The sequence below is a fragment of the Shewanella sp. TB7-MNA-CIBAN-0143 genome, assembly GCF_040310065.1.
In the GTDB taxonomy this organism is placed as follows: domain Bacteria; phylum Pseudomonadota; class Gammaproteobacteria; order Enterobacterales; family Shewanellaceae; genus Shewanella.
Genome location: NZ_JBEOPL010000018.1, coordinates 80,507 through 101,236 on the forward strand (window position 1 = coordinate 80,507; position 20,730 = coordinate 101,236).

General features: G+C 42.1%; 21 protein-coding genes and 1 pseudogene. 13 read left to right on the plus strand and 9 right to left on the minus strand.

What is annotated here, in order from left to right; genetic code table 11:
• The first annotated feature begins 73 nt into the window (after positions 1 to 73).
• On the plus strand, positions 74 to 1,531 hold the full coding sequence (locus AAEY97_RS15325; protein WP_059746096.1) for a TrkH family potassium uptake protein: 1,458 nt from the start codon (positions 74 to 76) through the stop codon (positions 1,529 to 1,531).
• A complete protein-coding gene (gene hemG / locus AAEY97_RS15330; protein WP_350999785.1) occupies positions 1,531 to 2,061 on the plus strand; it encodes a menaquinone-dependent protoporphyrinogen IX dehydrogenase in 531 nt (176 codons plus the stop codon). Before AAEY97_RS15325 ends, hemG (AAEY97_RS15330) begins: the two co-directional genes overlap by 1 nt.
• A 131-nt stretch (positions 2,062 to 2,192) precedes the next feature.
• Here the strand turns inward: hemG (AAEY97_RS15330) and AAEY97_RS15335 are convergent, their stop codons facing one another.
• Positions 2,193 to 2,498: an ArsR/SmtB family transcription factor gene (locus AAEY97_RS15335; protein ID WP_011635510.1), complete on the minus strand. Its 306-nt coding sequence runs from the start codon at positions 2,496 to 2,498 to the stop codon at positions 2,193 to 2,195.
• Between the two features lie 198 nt (positions 2,499 to 2,696).
• Between AAEY97_RS15335 and hemG (AAEY97_RS15340) the strand changes: the two genes are divergently transcribed.
• A complete protein-coding gene (gene hemG, locus AAEY97_RS15340) occupies positions 2,697 to 3,242 on the plus strand; it encodes a menaquinone-dependent protoporphyrinogen IX dehydrogenase (protein WP_101087375.1) in 546 nt (181 codons plus the stop codon).
• A gap of 68 nt (positions 3,243 to 3,310) precedes the next feature.
• On the opposite strand, the gene AAEY97_RS15345 is transcribed toward hemG (AAEY97_RS15340), so the two are convergent.
• Genes AAEY97_RS15345 through def form a run of 5 tightly spaced genes read right to left on the minus strand, consistent with a single transcriptional unit; the run spans position 3,311 to position 8,948 of the window.
• Positions 3,311 to 4,753 (minus strand): TrkH family potassium uptake protein, encoded by a 1,443-nt coding sequence (locus AAEY97_RS15345; RefSeq protein WP_162021964.1) that lies wholly within the window; start codon positions 4,751 to 4,753, stop codon positions 3,311 to 3,313.
• A gap of 6 nt (positions 4,754 to 4,759) precedes the next feature.
• Entirely contained in the window at positions 4,760 to 6,169 is a 1,410-nt protein-coding gene (trkA, locus tag AAEY97_RS15350) for a Trk system potassium transporter TrkA (RefSeq protein WP_011635513.1), read from the minus strand.
• Positions 6,170 to 6,185: 16 nt separating this feature from the next.
• Positions 6,186 to 7,469 (minus strand): 16S rRNA (cytosine(967)-C(5))-methyltransferase RsmB, encoded by a 1,284-nt coding sequence (rsmB, locus tag AAEY97_RS15355; RefSeq protein WP_350999792.1) that lies wholly within the window; start codon positions 7,467 to 7,469, stop codon positions 6,186 to 6,188.
• A 1-nt stretch (position 7,470) separates the two neighbouring features.
• The gene (fmt, locus tag AAEY97_RS15360) at positions 7,471 to 8,427 is read right to left on the minus strand and encodes a methionyl-tRNA formyltransferase (protein WP_350999795.1); all 957 of its coding nucleotides are present in this window, start codon (positions 8,425 to 8,427) and stop codon (positions 7,471 to 7,473) included.
• 8 nt (positions 8,428 to 8,435) lie between these two features.
• The gene (def, locus tag AAEY97_RS15365; protein ID WP_101087380.1) at positions 8,436 to 8,948 is read right to left on the minus strand and encodes a peptide deformylase; all 513 of its coding nucleotides are present in this window, start codon (positions 8,946 to 8,948) and stop codon (positions 8,436 to 8,438) included.
• 138 nt (positions 8,949 to 9,086) lie between these two features.
• Between def and AAEY97_RS15370 the strand changes: the two genes are divergently transcribed.
• The 6 genes from AAEY97_RS15370 to hemF all read left to right on the plus strand — a co-directional run bounded on the left by AAEY97_RS15370 (position 9,087) and on the right by hemF (position 13,909).
• Positions 9,087 to 10,181 carry a LysM peptidoglycan-binding domain-containing protein gene (locus AAEY97_RS15370; RefSeq protein ID WP_409085822.1) on the plus strand — a complete coding sequence of 365 codons (1,095 nt, stop codon included), beginning with the start codon at positions 9,087 to 9,089 and terminating at the stop codon, positions 10,179 to 10,181.
• 71 nt (positions 10,182 to 10,252) lie between these two features.
• Positions 10,253 to 11,281 carry a DNA-processing protein DprA gene (dprA, locus tag AAEY97_RS15375; RefSeq protein ID WP_502959467.1) on the plus strand — a complete coding sequence of 343 codons (1,029 nt, stop codon included), beginning with the start codon at positions 10,253 to 10,255 and terminating at the stop codon, positions 11,279 to 11,281.
• Positions 11,282 to 11,283: 2 nt separating this feature from the next.
• A complete protein-coding gene (locus tag AAEY97_RS15380) occupies positions 11,284 to 11,757 on the plus strand; it encodes a DUF494 family protein (protein WP_011635519.1) in 474 nt (157 codons plus the stop codon).
• Positions 11,758 to 11,816: 59 nt separating this feature from the next.
• Complete coding sequence (locus tag AAEY97_RS15385) at positions 11,817 to 12,380, plus strand: DNA topoisomerase family protein (RefSeq protein WP_162021967.1); 564 nt, start codon at positions 11,817 to 11,819, stop codon at positions 12,378 to 12,380.
• 25 nt (positions 12,381 to 12,405) lie between these two features.
• Positions 12,406 to 12,972 (plus strand): L-threonylcarbamoyladenylate synthase type 1 TsaC, encoded by a 567-nt coding sequence (gene tsaC / locus AAEY97_RS15390; RefSeq protein ID WP_059746088.1) that lies wholly within the window; start codon positions 12,406 to 12,408, stop codon positions 12,970 to 12,972.
• 4 nt (positions 12,973 to 12,976) lie between these two features.
• Positions 12,977 to 13,909, plus strand: coding sequence for an oxygen-dependent coproporphyrinogen oxidase (gene hemF, locus AAEY97_RS15395; RefSeq protein WP_011635522.1), 933 nt, complete (start codon positions 12,977 to 12,979; stop codon positions 13,907 to 13,909).
• Here the strand turns inward: hemF and AAEY97_RS15400 are convergent.
• Positions 13,906 to 14,339, minus strand: a pseudogene (locus tag AAEY97_RS15400) (group II truncated hemoglobin). The gene hemF and the pseudogene AAEY97_RS15400 sit on opposite strands and share 4 nt — an antisense overlap.
• A gap of 183 nt (positions 14,340 to 14,522) precedes the next feature.
• Between AAEY97_RS15400 and AAEY97_RS15405 the strand changes: the two are divergent.
• The 4 genes from AAEY97_RS15405 to AAEY97_RS15420 are packed head-to-tail and all read left to right on the plus strand — an operon-like array spanning position 14,523 to position 18,323.
• Complete coding sequence (locus AAEY97_RS15405; protein ID WP_350999800.1) at positions 14,523 to 15,905, plus strand: amidohydrolase; 1,383 nt, start codon at positions 14,523 to 14,525, stop codon at positions 15,903 to 15,905.
• A gap of 11 nt (positions 15,906 to 15,916) precedes the next feature.
• Complete coding sequence (locus AAEY97_RS15410; RefSeq protein WP_350999803.1) at positions 15,917 to 17,176, plus strand: amidohydrolase family protein; 1,260 nt, start codon at positions 15,917 to 15,919, stop codon at positions 17,174 to 17,176.
• Positions 17,177 to 17,232: 56 nt separating this feature from the next.
• A complete protein-coding gene (gene aroE, locus AAEY97_RS15415) occupies positions 17,233 to 18,066 on the plus strand; it encodes a shikimate dehydrogenase (protein ID WP_101087387.1) in 834 nt (277 codons plus the stop codon).
• A complete protein-coding gene (locus AAEY97_RS15420; protein WP_162021972.1) occupies positions 18,066 to 18,323 on the plus strand; it encodes a DUF1488 family protein in 258 nt (85 codons plus the stop codon). The genes aroE and AAEY97_RS15420 overlap by 1 nt, the downstream gene beginning before the upstream one ends.
• On the opposite strand, the gene AAEY97_RS15425 is transcribed toward AAEY97_RS15420, so the two are convergent.
• The gene (locus AAEY97_RS15425; protein WP_335692848.1) at positions 18,320 to 19,528 is read right to left on the minus strand and encodes a sensor domain-containing diguanylate cyclase; all 1,209 of its coding nucleotides are present in this window, start codon (positions 19,526 to 19,528) and stop codon (positions 18,320 to 18,322) included. The two genes, AAEY97_RS15420 and AAEY97_RS15425, sit on opposite strands and share 4 nt — an antisense overlap.
• Positions 19,529 to 19,800: 272 nt before the next feature.
• Complete coding sequence (locus tag AAEY97_RS15430) at positions 19,801 to 20,346, minus strand: gamma carbonic anhydrase family protein (RefSeq protein ID WP_350999808.1); 546 nt, start codon at positions 20,344 to 20,346, stop codon at positions 19,801 to 19,803.
• Positions 20,347 to 20,730: the final 384 nt, after the last annotated feature.

Consider the following 20,730-nt stretch of genomic DNA (forward strand, 5'->3'; position numbering starts at 1 on the left):
GCTATGACGAACTTATGCCAAAATGTCACTCAATTGTTAAATTCGACGCAGCACAACTTAAACAGAACCCTTAATGCAATATAAAACAATTATTAGAATCACCGGTTTGCTGATGGGATTATTTTCAATCACTATGCTGCCGTCAGCATTGGTGGCTATCTTGTATAAAGATGGTGGTGGTACTGCATTTATTCAGGCCTTTTTTGTCAGTATTTTTCTAGGCTTTTTATTATGGTACCCCAACCGTCATCAAAAAGGTGATCTACGAACGCGTGAAGGCTTTTTGATTGTGGTGTTGTTCTGGACGGTGCTTGGATCGATAGGTGCACTGCCATTTATTTTTTCTAATAACCCTGATTTAAGTTGGACCGATAGTTTTTTTGAATCGTTTTCGGCCTTAACGACAACAGGTGCGACTGTGATAGTCGGGCTAGATGACTTGCCTAAGTCAATATTGTTTTATCGCCATTTACTGCAGTGGATGGGCGGTATGGGTATCATCGTACTCGCAGTGGCCATTTTACCTCTACTCGGTATTGGTGGTATGCAGCTATACAAAGCTGAAGTGCCTGGTCCGGTTAAAGACACTAAAGTGACTCCTCGTATAGCCGAAACGGCCAAAGCCTTATGGTACATTTACTTTTTACTTACTACTGCTTGTGCATTGGCATTTTACTTTGCCGGTATGGATGCATTTGATGCTATTTGCCATTCGTTTTCGACTATCGCTATTGGTGGTTTTTCGACTCATGATGCCAGTATTGGTTACTTTCAAAGCCCGCTGATTAATGTGATTTGTGCATTTTTCTTGTTGATTGCGGCAGTCAATTTTAGCTTACACTTTGCCGCATTTACTCGTCGTGGCATTAACGTCAAAGTATATTTAAAAGACGCAGAATTTAAGGTGCTTATCGCTGTACAGGTAGTATTGACCGCAATTTGTTTCGCTACCTTGTATCAATCTGGAATATACGACTCTCCAGAGAAAACACTCGATTACGCCTTCTTTCAAGTGGTCTCGATTTCAACAACGGCAGGTTTCGGTACTGAAAGCTTCCATTCTTGGCCGCTGTTTTTACCTATTTTATTAATATTCTCAAGCTTTATTGGTGGTTGTGCTGGCTCGACAGGCGGCGGCATGAAGGTGATTCGTTTAATACTATTAGTACTACAAGGGTCGCGTGAACTGAAACGACTTGTTCATCCTAAAGCTATGTATTCCATTAGAATTGGCTCTACGGCATTACCCGACAGAATTATTGATGCGGTATGGGGATTCTTCTCTGCTTATGCTTTAGTGTTTGTGGTGTGTATGGTGATTTTAATGGCAATGGATATGGACGCCATTACCGCATTTAGTGCAACGGCAGCCAGCTTAAATAACTTAGGCCCAGGTTTGGGCGATGTGGCATCAAATTATGCCAGTATTTCAGACGGTGCTAAGTGGGTACTCGTGATGGCAATGCTATTTGGCCGATTAGAAGTGTTCACCTTATTGGTGCTATTTACCCCCACATTTTGGAAGAATTAATGTTAAATACTGTGATTTTATATTCAACGGTCGATGGGCAAACACTGGCAATTTGTCAGAAAATTAAGCAAATATTAGTTGAACAGGGTGAGCAAGTTAGTGTGGTTAATCTCGCTGAAGCTCAGGCTGAAGATTTAGCGAGTGTTGATAAAGTCGTTATTGGTGCCAGTATTCGATATGGCAAACATCGACCAGAATTATTCAAGTTTGTTGAACAACACCAAGCACTGCTCGACACCAAACTCAATAGTTTTTTTAGCGTAAACGTAGTGGCAAGAAAGCCTGAAAAAAACACCCCTGAAACCAACCCATATATGCAGAAATTTTCAACTTTATCTGCCTGGAAACCTCAGTTATTAGGCGTTTTTGCCGGTAAGATTGATTACCCTCGTTACCGATTTTTCGATAAGTTTATGATCCGATTTATCATGTGGATGACTAAGGGACCGACAGATACTCAGGGAACGTTTGAGTTTACTGATTGGGGTAAAGTAGATGACTATGCTAAACAAATAGCAGCGCAAAAATAGCCTCATAAACCCAATAGCGTGCCTAATATACCTTATTGGAAACGCCATTTATTCTCAGTGTGACTTAAGCGTCTATGATGTTTAAATCCGATGTTGTTTAGTCATAGTTGTTGCTTAGCCATAATAGCTGTTTAGGCACAATAGCGTCGATGTAGTATCGAGATCACTTCGGTGACTTGCTCATTTTTAAGGGTGTAGTAAACCACTTGTGAGCTCTTACGAGTGTTGACCAAATCTTGGGTGCGCAGTACCGCTAAATGCTGTGACAAAGCTGATTGGCTCAAAGGCACAGTCTCATTTAGCTCTGTGACACTTAGTTCTTGTTCTAACAATAAACATAAAATCATTAAGCGGTAAGGATTCGCAATGGCTTTTAGCCATTGTGCTGCCGTTTCTGCATTATTAAGCATGGTTGCGACATCGATATCTTGCTTCATGAGTGTCCTTATATAACCTTAAATTACGATCTGGTTGGATTTTGCTGTGTTTTGTTCATTATCATACTTCCGCATCATGGAGATCTCAATTTTAACTATTAAATATATGAGCTATTTCTAATTTGTGATCATTGCAGAGGTTTAAAAAGGCTTTTTTTGCCAAACTGAGGCAAATAATCCAACAATGAGAATCGCAAAATGGCCAATATTTTAGTGTTATATTATTCCCGAGGTGGCCATACTGCACATATTAGCCGTGCAATAGCAGAACAAATTCAATCTAAAGGCGATCATTGTGATGTGGTTAATCTTCAAGATAAAGCGCCAATTGAATGGTCTAAATACCAAGCTGTTGCGTTAGGGGCTTGTGTATTATATGGCTCGTATCATAAATCGGTGTTTGAGTTTGTGCGTGAAAATCAGCAGCATTTATCGCAACTGCCAAACAGTTTTTTTTGCGTCAACGTTGTGGCTCGTAATCCTGAAAAACGCATTCCTGAAAACAATAAATATCTACAGAAGTTTTTAACTTTATCTGAGTGGCAACCGCAAGATGTGAAAATTATTGCCGGTAAAGTCGATTACCCTTCTTGGCCTTGGTATGACAGCTTGATGATCCGCCTTATCATGAAAATGACCGATGGCCCCACCGACCCAACAGCCATTATTGATTATACCGATTGGAATGATGTGAAGGTTTATGCTGATCATATTGCCAAACTAGCGACTGTCGTGCCTGCGTAGTGATTATACCCAACAGATGGTTAAGCTAAGGTTAATCAGCGCTATGTTAACCATCGACCCAGCCTGTATTAAAAACGCCAAAATTTAGGGTGAAACAACACTGCGACTGTCAGTATTTCTAAACGCCCTAATAACATTCCTATTGCCAAAGCCCACTTAGCGACGTCGGGAAGTGGGGCAAAGTTTCCTGCAGGACCAATAATAGGACCAAGGCCTGGTCCTACGTTTGCCACTGCGGTTATTGCTCCGGTAAAGCTGGTCATTGGATCTAATCCGGTTAGTACAAGTGTGAGCGACAGTAATAATATCACCACTATCATCAGCATAAAAAAAGCCATTATTGAACGGACAATGTCATCTTGAATGCGGTGGCCATTGTATTTGTCTTTAAACACGCCATTGGGATGGAATTGCTGTTTAATCTGCTGACGCATAATTGAGAATGCGATTTGAAAACGAAATATTTTTATGCCACCAGACGTTGACCCAGAACAGCTACCAATAAACATTAAAAACAGAAATACGACACTGGCGACAGATCCCCACGATTGATAATCTGTTAGACCGTAACCGGTTGTGGTGATGACAGAAATAACATTGAAGCTAGCAAGTCTTAATGCATCTAAAAAGTCTATTTGCTGATGTTGCCACAGCCAAAAGGCTAATGAGAATGACACCAGTAACACAAAGCGTAAAAAGCCTATCACTTGTTGATCATTCCATAAGCGTAAGCTGCGTTGTTGTATGGTTTGAACAAACATTAGTAACGGTAGTCCACCCGCTAACATAAACACAATACCAACCCAATGTGCCTCGTGTGAAAAGGCCGCCATTGAACTGTCTGAAGTGGAATATCCACCCGTTGATAATGTGGTCATGGCATGGTTGATAGCTTCAAACCAATGCATGCCCGCAAGGTGATAGGACAATGTGCACAATAGTGTTAATACTACATAAATCAGGAATAAATGTTTGGCCATGTGCTGGGTGCGAGGAATCGTTTTGTCGCTCCAGTCTGATGATTCAGTTCTAAATAAGCGCATTCCCCCCACGTTCAAAAATGGCAGGATTGCTACTGCCATCACAATGAAACCAATGCCGCCAAGCCATTGCAATAATGAACGCCAGACTAAAATGCTATGGTCCATATTGTCTAATCCGGATAATACCGTTGAACCGGTGGTGGTTATGCCTGACATGGTTTCAAAAAAAGCGTCGGTATAATTAATACCGTGATAAAGAGTGAAGGGCAGCGCGGCGAATAAGCTCACGACAAACCAAGTGATACTGGTCAGCATAAACATATCGCGAATATTAAGACTAAAATGATGGTTGCGACCATTTTGAATGCACAAAATAGCAATAAAGCCGGTAAATAAACCGGACATCATAAAGTCACCAATGGTTTCTTCGCCATAAAATAGCGCAAAAGCCATTGGAACTAACATAAACCCTGTCAGTATTGAGAGAAAAATACCGAGGATAAAAATGATTTGTTTGACGTTAAACATAGAAAATTAAAAGAAAAAAGCACTTGGTTGAAACAGTTTCTCTACGTCACCGATGAACTTCTTATTCACTAAGAATAAAATAACATGGTCACCCTGTTCGATTACCGTTTTATCGTGGCCCATTAACACTTCATCATTACGTACAATGGCGCCAATAGTCGTGCCTGGCGGGAGTTTAATGTTGCCAATCTGTTTACCGACAACTTTTGACGTGCTTGAGTCGCCATGGGCAATCGCTTCAATAGCTTCTGCTGCACCACGGCGTAATGAGTAAACATTACATATATCACCTTGGCGAATATGAGTCAGTAACGCCGAAATAGTGGCTTGCTGCGGAGATATGGCAATATCAATGTTAGCTTCTTGCACAATATCAACATAGGCTTCACGCTGAATAAGTACCATGACCTTTTTCGCCCCCATGCGTTTGGCAAGCAGGGCAGACATAATATTGGCTTCGTCATCATTGGTGACAGCGATAAACACATCGGTTTGATCGATGTTTTCTTCCAACAATAATTCTTGGTCTGAAGCATCGCCACAAAACACAGTGGTTTTTTCCAGTTTTTCTGAAAGTAACTCCGCGCGCTCTTGACGGTGTTCAATTAACTTAACCGAATGAGTACGTTGCAACTTTTGCGCAAGACCAAAACCAATATTACCGCCACCCGCAATCATGATATTGCGGTACGAATTATCCAGTTTTTGCATCTCACTCATTACTGCACGAATATGACGACTATCGGCAACGAAAAACACCTCATCATCGGCTTCAATAATGGTCGTGCCGCGCGGCATGATAGGCCGGCCTTGCCTAAAAATAGCGGCAACGCGGGTATCAATATTGGGCATGTGCTCACGTAATGTGGCTAATGCGTTACCCACTAATGGGCCGCCATAATAAGCTTTAACCGCAACGAGGCTTAGTTTACCTTTAGCAAATTCAAGTACTTGGAGTGCACCTGGGTATTCTACTAATCTTTGTATGTAAGCGGTCACTAACTGCTCTGGTGCAATCAGCTCATCAATAATAAAACCGCCGCGAGGCTTAGCGTCACCGCTTTTAATTTCACTATTGATAAACAGTTTATCTTGCAGTTCTAAATAAGCTTCTGAGCGAATACGAGCAATTTTTGTTGGTGTACCAAATAAGCTGTAAGCAATTTGACAAGCTGCCATGTTACATTCATCGCTATTGGTTACCGCAATGAGCATGTCAGCATCTTCTGCACCCGCTTCTTTTAATACACTCGGATGAGCGCCATGACCGACAACAACTCGTAGGTCAAACTTGTCTTGTAATAGCCTTAGCCGAGCGCGATCACTGTCGACGAGTGTGATGTCGTTATTTTCACCGACTAAGTTTTCAGCTAACGTGCCGCCTACTTGCCCAGCCCCTAAAATAATAATTTTCATGGCTTGAGGTACATCCTTAAATTGCTTTAACTAGGCGCGCGTAATAGAAGCCGTCCATGTTGTCTTGCCCAGGCAAAATTTGCCAACCGATATCACTGATATGAGCTTGTTGCTCTATCGGTACTAAACTCGCATCGGGTGTCCGTGCTAGAAACTGTTCAACTTGTTGGCTGTTTTCCTGCGGTAAAATAGAGCAGGTTGCATATAATAAGGTGCCACCCGGTTTAAGCCATTGCCAACAATGATCCAATATTTGTTTTTGTAAGTTGGCTAACTCTTCAATATCGCTATTTTTGCGTAACCATTTTATGTCTGGATGACGGCGAATGACCCCAGTTGCAGAACAAGGCGCATCAAGCAAGATTCGATCAAATTGTTGTCCTTGCCACCATGATGGAATATCTGCCGCATCGCCGTGAATAAGTTGCGCTTTTAAATGCAACCTGTCCAGATTTTGTTGTACTCGAGCAAGGCGTTTTTGATCAAAGTCGACAGCGACTAAGTTGATAGTGGGAGCAAGCTCTAGTAAATGGCAACTTTTTCCGCCAGGAGCGGCGCAAGCGTCTAAAACGAGTTCATCTGCTGCAGGAGCAAGTAAGGTAGCAGCCCATTGCGCCGCGCCATCTTGCACCGATGCAGCGCCTTCCATAAAGTTGGGTAATGCTGCGACATCTTTTGCGCTTTCGAGCAATATAGCATCTTGGCTTGAACCGGCTTGGGCTGGAATATCGTGTTGAGCTAGTGCCGCTAAATAAGCATCACGAGTTTGCGATTGCTGATTATTGCGTAGCCACATTGGCGGACGCTGGTGGCTCTGCTCAATAATGTCTTGCCAGTTATTTGGATACGCTTGTTGTAAACGCTTAATAAACCAAGCTGGAGTATTAAAACGTAGCGTGTCTGAGTCAGTATTTAATGCACTGTCTTGGCGCTGAATATTACGCAATACGCCATTGACCACTTTCACCAAACCATCAAAACGTAATTGTCTGCAAGCTTCTGCCGTTTCTGAGATCGCCGCATGCGCTGGAATACGAGTAAAGTAGAGTTGATAACAACCTACGATCAGCAATTGATGCAATATACGCTGTTTACCTTTAAACGGTTTTGCTAAGCAGTCACTCACGCACTTGTCTAGTTGTGGTAATTGACGCATAACGCCGTAACATAATTCAGCTAATAGGGCTTTGTCTTTGCCATTTTGTAAGTGTTGCTGTTGATCGGGTAGAGCCACCGATAACGAAATGCCTTTTTCAAGGACTTCATAAATCGCTTTAGCCGCTAGTGCGCGAACATTCATGCTAGTTAGCCTCTTGGTTTAAACACACACCTGCGGTAAACCAATCACCACGAGCATTAAGAATGTCGGCCACATCAAGCGGCTTTTTGTTGGGCAGTTGCATAGTTTTAATCATTAACTTGCCGTCTGCGGTAGCAATTTCAATACCTTGCTTAGTCGCTGCAATAATGGTTCCTGGCGCTTGCGAGCAGAATTCTGCGCTGTAATCTGCTTGCCACACTTTAATCACGCTTTGTTGGTGTTCAAAATAACTTACTGGCCATGGATTGAAGGCGCGAATGTATTGCCACAACTGTTTTGCGCTTTTATTCCAATCAAGACGAGCCTCTTCTTTGGACAATTTTTCAGCGTAGTTAGCCAGAGTTTCATCTTGCTTTTGTGCTTTGAGGCTACCATCACTTAAACCAATCAGTGCTTGTACTAAGGCTGTTGGCCCTTGTTCTGCCAGCTTTTCATAAAGGCTAGCCGAGGTATCCGTAGCCTCTATCGGTAAGTGCGTTTTGAGCAGCATGTCGCCAGTATCTAGGCCTATATCCATCTGCATAATGGTGACACCGGTTTCGGTATCACCGGCCCATAAAGCGCGCTGTATTGGGGCCGCTCCACGCCAGCGAGGTAAAATTGAACCGTGCACATTGATACAACCTAAACGTGGGGTATCAAGCACTACCTTTGGCAAAATCAACCCGTAAGCCACAACAATCATAATATCTGCATTAAGAGCTGCTAATGCCGCTTGTGCCTCTTCATTACGTAATGATGCAGGCTGAAATACCGGAATAGCATGCTCTAAAGCCAACGCTTTTACTGGGCTTGCGGTGAGTTTCTTACCTCGACCAGCAGGCCTATCGGGTTGAGTATAAGTCGCAATCACATCGTGTTCAGAGTCGATGAGTGCTTGTAAGTGTCGAGCTGCGAAATCCGGAGTACCGGCAAAGATAATTTTTAACGGTTTCAAATTTTTTCCTATGCTTCTCTAGCATCTAAACGAGCTTCTTTTTCAAGCTTAGTTTTAATGCGTTGACGTTTTAGAGGCGATAAATAATCGACAAATAGCTTACCTTTAAGGTGATCCATTTCGTGTTGAATACAAATAGCAAACAACTCATCAGCTTCAACAGTAAACTCTTTACCGTGACGATCTAGCGCTTTTAAGGTGACAAATTCTGCACGGTCAACTTTGGCGTAAATACCGGGTACCGATAGGCAACCTTCTTCATTAGCCAAGTCACCACTGCTAGCCACTATTTGAGGATTAATAAAAATAGTTGGCCGTTCAACTTCATCTTGTAGATCCATCACAATCAATTGTTGATGAAAATCCACTTGAGTAGCAGCTAAACCGATACCTTTCTCTAGGTACATGGTTTCGAGCATGTTATCTATTTGTGTCTGTAATTGTGGACCGAAATCCGTTACAGGTTGAGCGATAGTGCGTAAACGTTCATCTGGAAAGCGTAAAACATTAAGTAATGGCATATATAAACTCTTAGCAAGTCTGTCAAATTTCAGCCAGTTAGCTATACTGGCCTTTGCGATTAGGGTAATTTTAATCCTTACAGCCTATCAATAACAGCAAAAAGCTCTAATAAAGAGCTAAACAACATGGACTGCACCATGAAACGCTTACTTTTACTTGTTTTTTTATGTCTAAATTCTTATTGGGTCAATGCTGATACATTAACCTTGAAAGCTGGACATCCAGATACGTATATCGTTAAAAAAGGCGATACTCTATGGGATATTTCTGGTTATTTTTTAAATGACCCATGGCGTTGGCCTAAATTGTGGGGGGAAAACCCACAAATTGCTAACCCACATTTAATTTATCCAGGGGATCGACTGACATTAGTCTTTATTGATGGTCAGCCCCGTTTGGTTGTTAAGCAGCACATTAAAAAGAGTCCAGAAGGGCGGATGATATCGAAAGATGGTCCTATCCCACCTGTTGACCTTGCGTTGATTAAGCCCTATCTAGTGCAGAACAGAGTTGTTGATCCAACTTGGTTGGCGGGATTACCGATAGTTATGAGTGGTGAAAGCTCATCAATTCATCATGTGGTCAATGACGTTGTCTATGTGAACTCAAAGCTTGAGCAAGGTCTTAAAGTGGCAATTTATCAAACTGGACGTGAGTTTTTTGCTCCAGATAGCGGTGAATTATTAGGCCTAGAACTTATTTTAACCTCTAGTGGACGTGTTATTGAGTCTGGCGATGTCTCGAAAGTTGAATTACTGAGTAGTTTACGTGAAACCAAAGGTGGATTTCATGTTGCACCTGTAGAAGATGAAGCGTTAATGTCGGCTTATTTTATTCCTAAAGCGGCAGATTTAAGCGTTGCTACATCTATTATTGGTACAACAGGTAATATTCGCGAAGCAGGTAAATTAGACGTTGTCTATATAGATCGTGGTGCCAATGATGGCGTTGAGACTGGACATGTTTTTTCAATGTACCGTGATGGCGAAAACATTATTATCGATAATGATGGTAATCCTGTTCGCCCTCTTGACCGTTCATCTTACGATAAAGTGTTGGCGAATTTTTCAGAAGATACCGTGTATAAAATGCCCGATATTTTCCATGGTAATTTGATGGTTTTTAAAGTGTTTGATAAAACCAGTTTAGGGTTGATTATGTTTAATGACCATCCTGTTCGAGTGGGTGATAAATTGACCAAACCAAATCCATTGACGATTAAAGGTGAATAATTTCAGATAAACTGGTCGACTGGCTAGTTGTTTGTGCAGTATCTGGGCTAGGACCTGCTCGGATTCAACAATTGTTAACTCAAATGGACGTTGAAGAGATTCGTCAACGTCTAGAGTTTGAGCCACAGGCCTTACCTTTATCGGCAAGCCTGTTGGCTAAATGCCATATCGACTTTAATAAAGTAGAGCAAGCTCTAACCTGGCTCGATTCGCAGCCTAATCACTACATTGTGACCCTCTCTGATCCACTTTACCCCCCATTACTTGCGCAAATATCAGATCCACCGCAGGTATTATTTATTAAAGGCTCGATAGCATCCCTTTTATTACCGAGTATTGCGATTGTTGGTAGCCGTAATGCCTCTCGAGGCGGCTTAGATATGGCAACAGATCTCGCTGGTCATTTAGCTAATCAAGGTTTTTCGATCACTAGCGGCATGGCGACGGGTATTGATGGTGCAGCCCATAAAGCGACTTTGGCGGTTAATGGAACGACCATGGCAGTGCTGGGCTGTGGAGTAGAGTGTATTTATCCTAAGCGTCATCAACACTTGTATCATGAGATCATTAATACTGGTTGCGTCATCAGTGAATACTGGCCAAGTATAGGGCCTTTTGCTGGTAACTTTCCTCGGCGTAACCGTATTGTCAGCGGTTTAAGCTTAGGTACTGTGGTGGTTGAGGCAAGCCGTAAAAGTGGTTCATTAATAAGTGCTCGGTTGGCAATGGAGCAAAATCGTGAAGTGTTTGCTGTACCTGGATCGGTATTAGGAGGATATAGCCAAGGTTGTCATGATTTAATTAAAAATGGTGCAAAACTTGTCGAGTCTGCTGCCGATATAATAGAAGAATTAGGCTGTTTATCAGATTATCACCTTGAACAATTGCATCTACGGCACCATATACAGGATAATGATATTAGTGATTTGCCATTTCCTCCGCTGTTAGCTAGTGTAGGATATGAAACAACCGCGATAGACTCGGTGGTTGAGGATAGTGGGAAACCGATAGATCTGGTGTTAATACAAATGCTTGAACTTGAGTTACAAGGGTGGGTTGCAGCTGTGCCCGGTGGTTACGTCAGACTAAAGAGGAGTTAGCCATGTTCGATATCCTCATGTATTTATTTGAAAATTATGTTCATAGTGAGATTGAGTTATTAGTTGATGAAGATGAACTCACTAAAGAGTTAACCCGTGCGGGTTTTCATCAAGTTGATATTATCAAAGCACTTTCTTGGTTAGAGCACTTAGCTGATCTACAAGAGAGTGATAAACCGTACTTGTGTAATCATGCACAACATTCATTCCGTATTTATACTAAAGCGGAAATGGCCAAATTAGATGTTGAGTGTCGTGGTTTTTTACTGTTTTTAGAACAGATTCAAGTGCTCAGTGTCGAAACTCGTGAAATGGTTATTGACCGTGTTATGGAGTTAGATGAACCAACATTAGAGTTAGAAGATCTCAAATGGGTGGTATTAATGGTACTATTTAATGTGCCAGGAAATGAGTCAGCCTATGAGCAAATGGAAGATTTAATCTTCGAGCAGCCAGAAGGGCGCTTACACTCATAACAGAAAGGAGGCTTAGCCTCCTTTTTTAGGTCTATAGAATATTACTCATAGAGAAACCCATGTCGAAAATTGATCAGCAGCTATTTACTGTCCACGAACATGCATTGGAGAAAGAGTTTGAACTTTGTCCTGTTTGTGGCGCTGAGTTGTCGGTTAAACACAGTAAACATGGCAGTTTTGTGGGCTGTAATAACTATCCAACCTGCGACTATACCCGTCCGCTAGTGCAACACGAGTCGATCGAAACCCAAATTATTAGCGGTTCTGAGTGCCCTAAATGTGGTAATGAGTTGGCTGTTAAGTCTGGTCGATTTGGTATTTTTATCGGTTGTACGCATTATCCTGAATGTACCCATATTGAAAAGCATGACCACGCCAATGAAGCTGAGCAGATAACTTGCCCATTGTGCAAAAAAGGCCATCTAGAATCTCGAACGAGCCGGTATGGTAAAACTTTTTTTGCATGCAGTGCCTACCCAAAATGTAAGTTTATCGTAAACTATCCTCCCCATAATGAAGCGTGCCCAGACTGTGGCTTCGGAATTTTAGTCGAACGTAAAGGTGCGGCTGGTAGCCGAGTCGAGTGTCCGCAAAAATCCTGTAAATATAAGCGTGCTTTATAGTTTCTATACCATGAAAGGAAATCCAATGTTACAACTGCAGCCATCGGCTGTCGCCACCACCATACAACAAGGTGGCGTGATAGCTTACCCAACAGAAGCTGTATTTGGTTTAGGATGCGATCCTGATAATGACAGTGCTATCGAGAAACTGTTGGCAGTAAAACAGCGTCCTTGGCAAAAAGGTTTAATTTTGGTGGCCAGTTCATTTGAGCAACTATTACCTTATCTTGATATCACTCAGTTAACTGAGCAACAACTGCAGTTTGCTCAATCAAAGTGGCCTGGGCCATTTACATTTGTTATGCCTATTCAGTCACACGTATCAAAATTATTATGCGGCGAGTTTGATTCAATTGCCGTACGGGTATCTGCTCACCCAGTAGTTCGAGAGTTATGCGACACCCTCAATAAACCCTTAGTATCGACAAGTGCCAATTTAGCCGGTGAGCAACCGGTAGTCGATGCACAACATATCATCACTGATTTTAGCGATAAAATTGATGCATTGATTTTAGGTAAGCTGGGCGAACAACGTCAGCCATCAACCATTATCGATGCTCGCAGTGGTCAAATTCTTCGTAATGGAAGCTAATACTATGTCAAACACCTCTTCCCATGTGCCAGACGCACAACAAGTAAAATCGTTTTTGTTGGGATTACAGCAAAATATTTGTCAGCGTTTAGAGCTGCTCGATGGTAAAGCGACGTTTAAAGCAGATTCGTGGGAACGTGAAGAAGGTGGCGGTGGTACGAGTCGAGTATTAACTCAAGGCCAAGTATTTGAGCAAGCCGGCGTTAACTTTTCTCATGTGATGGGCGCCGCTATGCCCGCATCGGCCACGGCACATCGTCCAGAATTAGCTGGCCGAAGTTTTGAAGCTATGGGGGTGTCATTGGTTATTCACCCTAATAATCCGTTTATTCCAACGACTCATGCTAACGTGCGTTTTTTTATTGCCCGTAAAGAAGGTGCCGACCCAGTATGGTGGTTTGGTGGTGGATTTGATTTAACGCCTTACTATCCATTTAAAGAAGATGTCGTTAGCTGGCATCAAACGGCTAAAGATATTTGCGATCCATTTGGTGAAGATGTTTATCCAAAGTATAAAAAATGGTGTGATGAGTACTTCTTCTTACCGCATCGTAATGAAACCCGTGGTGTCGGTGGATTGTTTTTTGATGATCTTAACGAACCTGGTTTTGAGCGAAGCTTTGAGTTTATGCAAGCGGTAGGCAACGGTTTTATTGAAGCTTATGCGCCGATAGTCGAACGCAACAAAGAGTTAGAATATGGCGATGACGAACGTCAGTTCCAGCTTTATCGCCGTGGCCGCTATGTTGAGTTTAACTTGGTCTATGATCGTGGCACTTTATTTGGTCTGCAAACTGGTGGCCGAACAGAATCCATTTTAATGTCGATGCCACCATTGGTTCGCTGGGAATATGCATTCACCCCAGAAGAAGGGACTGCAGAAGCAGAGCTGTATGACATCTACCTAAAGCCACAAGACTGGTTAGCTGCAGTCTAACGATTACGCATATTATCTGCTAGCGCAGAAATAGCCTGAATAATCACTTGCTGATGTTCAGGCTTTTTTATGTTGTTTTGAATGGCTGCACGCATACAGATTAACCATTGATCTCGCATTGATTCATCAATCGCGAAGTGCATGTGTCTGGCACGTAAAGCCGGATGACCATGTTTTTGTTGATACAGTTGCGGACCACCTAACCAACCACTTAAGAACCATACAGTTTTTGTTCAGACTCTTGCATTGGCGAGCGATGCATCGCTAATAACGCTTGGGTTTCGGGACGTGTTTGCATTTGTTGATAAAAGTCATGGGCAATTGTGCGGATAACCTTGTCGCCACCAATAAGGTCGTAGGCATTTGACTGCGCTGTATCTCTGTCATCAGCGGTTTGCGGCTTAGCGAATAATTTACGTAACCAGTTCATATTGTCAGTGTTTAAGTCAGTGTTTAAGTCAGTGTTTAAGAGTGTCGGGGTTATTATATCTAAATCAATGTCATGGCAGGATCATTTTTTTGTTAACGTTTTGATACCAATTATTTAACGATTAGGCTGTATTTCGGCAGTTAACTTGGTTAGATTAGTCGCAAAATAAGACAGGAGATCCCAATGGCAAAATTAATGCCTTCTTTGGTTGCTGTGGCGCTATCAACTGCAATTGCAGGTTGTAGCCCAGCAGAACAACAAGACCCTAAAATCACAATCAATGCCAATCCGTATCCAAGTACTTATCAAATACTGCCTAATTCAACCACACTGTTAAAAAATGCCATTGTGTTAACCGGCACTGGTGAACGTATTGATGATGCCGATGTATTAATTAAAGACGGTAAAATTAGCGCAGTTGGTCAACAGCTTTCCGCTGAAGATGCTGTAGTTATCGACGCTAAAGGCAAGTGGATTACCCCTGGTATTATTGATGTGCATTCACACTTAGGGGTTTATCCAAGTCCCAATGCCGAGTCACACAATGACGGTAATGAAATGACCAACCCAGTAACCGCTGAGGTATGGGCAGAGCATAGTGTATGGCCACAAGACCCTGGGTTTAATCGTGCCCGAGAAGGTGGCATCACTACGCTACAAATTTTACCTGGTTCAGCCAACCTGATTGGTGGCCGTGGGGTGACACTCAAAAATGTTCCTGCTACGACTATGCAAGCGATGAAGTTCCCAGCCGCGCCTTATGGATTAAAAATGGCCTGTGGTGAAAATCCTAAATCTTTATATGGCAGCCGTAACGAATTACCTATGACTCGTATGGGTAATATGGCGGGTTACCGTACAGCGTTTATTCAAGCAACAGAATACAAACGTGCTTGGGATAAATATGATGCTGACTATGCCGCAGGTAATAACCCTGTAGCACCTAAGCGCGACTTAATGAAAGACACGCTTAAAGGTGTGCTTGAAGGTGATATTTTAATTCACAACCATTGTTACAAAGCGGAAGAAATGGCAATGATGATCGACCTAGGTAAGGAGTTCGGTTATCACGCAGGTACATTCCATCATGCGGTAGAAGCTTATAAAATTGCCGATTTGCTTGCTGAGAATGGTAACTGTGCTGCTATGTGGCCAGATTGGTGGGGCTTTAAACTCGAAGCATACGACATGGTGCTTGAAAATGTTGCTATGGTCGATGCCGTTAAAAACTCTTGTGCTGTCGTACATTCAGACTCTGGCGTAACCATTCAGCGCCTTAATCAAGAAACGGCAAAAATTATGAATAACGCGAATGCTAACGGCTTTGACTTAAAAGCTGAGCACGTAATTGGTTGGATTACTGCTAATGCGGCAAAATCATTGGGTATTAGCGATAAGACCGGTTCACTCGAAAAGGGTAAAAATGCAGATGTGGTTGTATGGAATACCAATCCGTTTAGCGTATACGCTCAAGCTGATCAGGTATTTATTGATGGTGCAAAAGTGTATGACCGCCAAGACCCTGCCTACCAGGCACAAAGTGACTTTATGTTAGGTCAACAATAAGGAGCAAGACAATGACATTATTTAATAAATCAGTACTTGCCTTGAGTTTATCTATCAGCTTTGCGTTAAGTTGCGGTGTAGTTCAAGCTGAAAGCGTAGCAATTATCCATGCCACAGTGCATACCGCCACAGAACAAGGCGTATTAACTGATGCCACAGTTGTGATTGAAGACGGCACTATTGTGGCCATAAATCCGGCGTCACCGACAGCTGATACCGTGATAGATGCTAAAGGGGCAATATTAACTCCAGGCTTTATCGCGAGTATGAATGATTTAGGCTTAGTAGAAATCGGTGCGGTAGCCTCTTCACGTGATGCTTACGAAAAAGAAGCGGATGTCATTTTTGATCCTAGTTTAGCTTACAACCCCAAGGCATCTACAGTGCCATTTGCTCGCAAAGGCGGGATAACTCGTAATGTAGTGTCATCAGGTGGTGGCGAAGGCATTTTTGCAGGACAAACATTTACCGTAGACTTAAGTGGTGATTGGGACAGTATACTGGCCGCTAACACCGGATTAGTGGTTGCATTAGGTGCCAAAGAAGAAGGCTCTCGTGCAGCAGGAATGCAGCAATTGATCCATAAACTTGAAGATGCTAAAAAAGCGCAAGCCAAAAAGAGTAAAACGAAAAAAACAGCTGAAGATGATAGCGAAGTGCCAAGCCGTGAAGATGAGATTATTCACGCGGTACTCGCGGGTGAAAAACCATTAATTATCGACGTCGACCGTGCCAGCGATATTTTGCATTTAATTAAACTTAAACAAGACTTAGGCATAGATCTTATCCTGGTCAATGCTGCTGATGCTGTATTAGTGGCTGATAAGCTCGCGCAAGCAAACATCCCTGTGGTTATTGATAGCATGCGTAACTTACCAGAAAGTTTTGATGCATTGCATAATTCACTCGAAAATGCAGGTAAACTAGCAAACGCGGGTGTCAAAGTAGCCATTGCATTACCCGGTGATAGTCATGGTATTTACGCACTACGCTTTAGTGCTGGTAATGCGGTTGCTAACGGGATGAATTATGATGATGCTCTGGCTTCTGTGACGGCAAATGTGGCTGATATTTTTCATTTAGACTCTGGGCGGATTGCGGTCGGCAAGCCTGCCGATTTAGTATTATGGAGCGGCGATCCTTTCGAGTTCAGTAGTAAAGTGCAAAAGATGTGGATTGCAGGAGAGGAGCAAAGCACAGACAGTCGTCAAGACAAGCTCCGTGATCGCTATTTACAAAAAACGGCAATGCCTGAAGCCTATAGCCGATAGCATCTCACGATTTACGTGGGGCGTTTCCCTAAATCGTTAATGAAGAGACAAAGCGAATGACAGATAAGTATGCTGTATTTGGTAACCCAATAGCCCAAAGTAAGTCACCATTTATACATACTGAGTTTGCCAAGCAAACTCAGCAAGACTTGAGCTATGAAGCTATTCTCGCGCCGGTCGATCAATTTGACTCTTCGTTAACGGCATTCTTTGCCGATGGTGGTAAAGGCGCTAATGTTACTGCACCTTTTAAAGAGCAAGCATTTGCCATGTGTGACGAACTCAGTGAGATGGCTAAACTCGCAGGCTCGGTAAACACCCTGTTTAATTTGCCTGATGGTAAAATTGGCGGTGACAATACCGATGGTGTTGGTTTGGTGAATGACCTAGAAATGCTGTTCGGTTCGCTGAAAGGTAAGCGAGTGTTATTGGTGGGAGCTGGTGGCGCGGCAAGAGGCTGCATTTTACCGATATTACAACACAATGTTGCTCAGTTGATTATCTGTAATCGGACCCACGAAAAAGCAGAGCAACTTCAAGCCTTATTCAATGAGTATGGTAACTTTTTTGCTAAACCCATTGAAGAGCTAATATCGCCATTTGATTTAGTGATTAACTCAACTTCAGCTGGTCTATCTGGACAATTAATTTCCTTACCTAGCGTTATCGTTGATGAAACAACAGATTGTTACGACATGACCTACAGCCAACAAACCACAGTCTTTAACCAATGGGCTCAAGAACAACACGCTCGTAAAACCGCTGATGGGCTAGGTATGTTGGTTGGTCAAGCGGCAAAAAGCTTTAGTTTGTGGCGTGGGGTTACTCCTGATACGGGTTCGGTTATGCTAAAACTGCGTGAATCATTAGCACAAAAGGCAGCTGACTAATGAATCAAAGCGTGATATTTACCGATCAAGTCTACCTCGAAACCAATCAAGTGAAGTTTGTTGCTCAGCAGCAAGGGGTTAATATCAACTGTTATGCCAGTTTTTCGGCCATCAGTGAGCTTTGCGACAAGCAAATTGTGAGTGGAAGTAATGCCGTGTGTTTATTTGAGCAATGTCGTTTTGACCTTGAAGACCAAGCAGAAGCATTGATTGAACAAGAAGCTTTTAGTGACAGTGGTAATATTATTCTAGCTTAAGGCTGATTCAGTTGTTTCTTCAGTCGCTTTTGGCTATACATATTATTATCTGCCTGTTTAAACGCGTTAGACCAATCTTGATTATACTGGGCAAGTCCATAGCTAAAATGAATCGCGGGGTTTAACAGCGTTAGGTCATGCTGCAGTTGTGTTATTTGCTGCTCTAAGACATCGATGGGGCCACGGCATAGTGCAATAAATTCATCACCGCCATATCGAGCGACTAAAAAATGTGGATGCCACATTGATTTTAGTGATTGCGCAAAAGCCTTTAATGCATCGTCCCCGGCTTGATGTCCGTACTGATCATTTAATGGCTTTAAGTTATCCATATCCAAAATAATGATATAGCTTGCTAACTCTGGGTGGTGTTGCCATTGTAGAATTGTTGCATCAAATTTTTTGCGATTATACAGTCCTGTTAATCCATCATAATCAGCCAGGAGCTCAATTTTTTTAGACTTTTGGTACAGTGAAATTGCGTTCGCGGCTTCTGATGTAAGAATATTCACCAGATTTATATCGTAATCACCAAAGGCTTCCATCTTGCTACTGTCTAAATTCATCATCCCGTAAAGCTCTCCGTCAATACGGATGGGGCTAGACAAGGTGGAACAAATTGGTTTGATTGAAGCATTTGGTAGCACAAATTGATCATATTGCTTGGGGTTTTTAGCATTGATGTTACTAATGACAACGGTTTTATGGCAACGTCCTTGAGTCAATCGATATAGAAAAGTGTCTTTTAGGGTAAAGTTAATATTTTGCAAGGCATCAATATTGAGTCCAATAACAGATTCAAACTGTAACTGATTAGTCTGATTATCTACCAATATGATACTGCCCATTTCAGCATCATCTATAACACTTATTGCTTTTAGTAGTAGTGCATCCAAAAAAGCTTGTTCTGAATCGTATTGGCTCGATAAATTGACTAGCTCATAAGTCGTATCGTTAATGTGGATTACATGTTCCAAATGTTGCCAAAGGCGTAACATATTTTGTCTATGGACAAAATATGTGATGGCATAACAGGTAGTGTAACCACAACCAATAAGAGATAGGAATTGATAAGCACTACCTGTATCAAATGCTGTAAATGAAATAATACTGATAAGTAATAGAGGGATGACCAAGAGTAGTAAGTGCTGCTTAATATCAAGATAGCCGATATATTTGGTGGAAACGCGTTTTTGGGTTTTCACTTAACCATCCTTGTTAAATATTCAGCGATACTGGTTAGCATTCAAAACTGTATGTAGTCACTCTATCTAGCAATAAAGCTCAATATAGTGACTCTTAGATTTTTAGTTGCAACAATCAAACACGCAGTACAGCATAACTTAATGAGTTACTATCATATAAGACCACATTAGTTTATCAACAGATAGTATAAAAAAATGTGTGGAGTAAGGTATTTTAGTGGGGACATGCAATGGACCAAGAAAAATCGATCCATTACATTAAACGAACAGGCTTATTGTTGTAGGTCTACTAAGTATTCATTTTTTAAACGAACATAGTTATCAGCAGACTGTGGCAAAAATGCACGTTCGGCTTCAGTTAATGGCCTCACTTGATTGCATGGGCTGCCAACATATAAATAACCACTCTGCAAAACCTTATTGGGAGGAACTAATGAACCCGCTCCCACAATCACATCATCTTCTACTATTGCACCATCAAGTAAAATTGCACCCATACCGATAAGTACACGATGACCAATCTTGCAGCCATGTAACATTGCTTTGTGACCAATAGTGACATCATCACCAATAATCAATGGATGCCCATCAGGATTTGCCGCAGACTTACGGCTTACATGTAATATGCTGCCGTCCTGCACATTACTGCGTTTACCTATGCGTATCTTATTTACGTCACCGCGCGCAGCAACTAATGGCCAAACACTCGCGTCATGGTCTAATTTAATGTCACCAACCAGCACTGCAGACTCGTCAACATAGACGTTATCAGCTAAATCAGGGTGTATTCCTTGGTAAGTTCTTATATTAGTCGACATAACAATCCTTATATATTCATGGTTTGTGACAGTATAATGCTTAAAAACTAGCTGGTCAGGCTAAATTATCCGCAAACAAGCCGAAAATAACAAATAACCTTAAAAAAGGCCTTGCGCAAAACCGTGTGGTGCCTATAATGCGCATCCACTGACACGGCAGACAGCGCAAGCGGTTACTGAGTCAGGTTGAATTAAGTGCTTCAAAACACAGAATTCAAGGCGAAAAGAAAGTTTGAAAAAACACTTGACGCCAACCCGGGAAAGCGTAAAATACGCACCCCAAGCCAACGACCTAGCGTCAACGGCTGCTGAATGAAAAATCGAAAGATGTTCATGTTAGCAACGTTCTTTAACAATCTAAACAAGAAATCTGTGTGGACATTC

Excerpts from the sequence above, each read along its gene's own strand:
- def (WP_101087380.1), bottom strand. The coding sequence starts at position 8,948 with ATGCCATTACTTAATGTTTTACGCTTTCCAGATGAACGTTTACGCACT.
- hemF (WP_011635522.1), top strand. The coding sequence starts at position 12,977 with ATGTCAAACACCTCTTCCCATGTGCCAGACGCACAACAAGTAAAATCG.
- AAEY97_RS15325 (WP_059746096.1), top strand. The coding sequence starts at position 74 with ATGCAATATAAAACAATTATTAGAATCACCGGTTTGCTGATGGGATTA.
- rsmB (WP_350999792.1), bottom strand. The coding sequence starts at position 7,469 with ATGAATGTTCGCGCACTAGCGGCTAAAGCGATTTATGAAGTCCTTGAA.
- tsaC (WP_059746088.1), top strand. The coding sequence starts at position 12,406 with ATGTTACAACTGCAGCCATCGGCTGTCGCCACCACCATACAACAAGGT.
- AAEY97_RS15335 (WP_011635510.1), bottom strand. The coding sequence starts at position 2,498 with ATGAAGCAAGATATCGATGTCGCAACCATGCTTAATAATGCAGAAACG.
- AAEY97_RS15380 (WP_011635519.1), top strand. The coding sequence starts at position 11,284 with ATGTTCGATATCCTCATGTATTTATTTGAAAATTATGTTCATAGTGAG.
- AAEY97_RS15370 (WP_409085822.1), top strand. The coding sequence starts at position 9,087 with ATGAAACGCTTACTTTTACTTGTTTTTTTATGTCTAAATTCTTATTGG.
- AAEY97_RS15410 (WP_350999803.1), top strand. The coding sequence starts at position 15,917 with ATGACATTATTTAATAAATCAGTACTTGCCTTGAGTTTATCTATCAGC.
- AAEY97_RS15430 (WP_350999808.1), bottom strand. The coding sequence starts at position 20,346 with ATGTCGACTAATATAAGAACTTACCAAGGAATACACCCTGATTTAGCT.
- AAEY97_RS15345 (WP_162021964.1), bottom strand. The coding sequence starts at position 4,753 with ATGTTTAACGTCAAACAAATCATTTTTATCCTCGGTATTTTTCTCTCA.
- hemG (WP_350999785.1), top strand. The coding sequence starts at position 1,531 with ATGTTAAATACTGTGATTTTATATTCAACGGTCGATGGGCAAACACTG.
- AAEY97_RS15405 (WP_350999800.1), top strand. The coding sequence starts at position 14,523 with ATGGCAAAATTAATGCCTTCTTTGGTTGCTGTGGCGCTATCAACTGCA.
- hemG (WP_101087375.1), top strand. The coding sequence starts at position 2,697 with ATGGCCAATATTTTAGTGTTATATTATTCCCGAGGTGGCCATACTGCA.
- aroE (WP_101087387.1), top strand. The coding sequence starts at position 17,233 with ATGACAGATAAGTATGCTGTATTTGGTAACCCAATAGCCCAAAGTAAG.
- AAEY97_RS15385 (WP_162021967.1), top strand. The coding sequence starts at position 11,817 with ATGTCGAAAATTGATCAGCAGCTATTTACTGTCCACGAACATGCATTG.
- AAEY97_RS15420 (WP_162021972.1), top strand. The coding sequence starts at position 18,066 with ATGAATCAAAGCGTGATATTTACCGATCAAGTCTACCTCGAAACCAAT.
- trkA (WP_011635513.1), bottom strand. The coding sequence starts at position 6,169 with ATGAAAATTATTATTTTAGGGGCTGGGCAAGTAGGCGGCACGTTAGCT.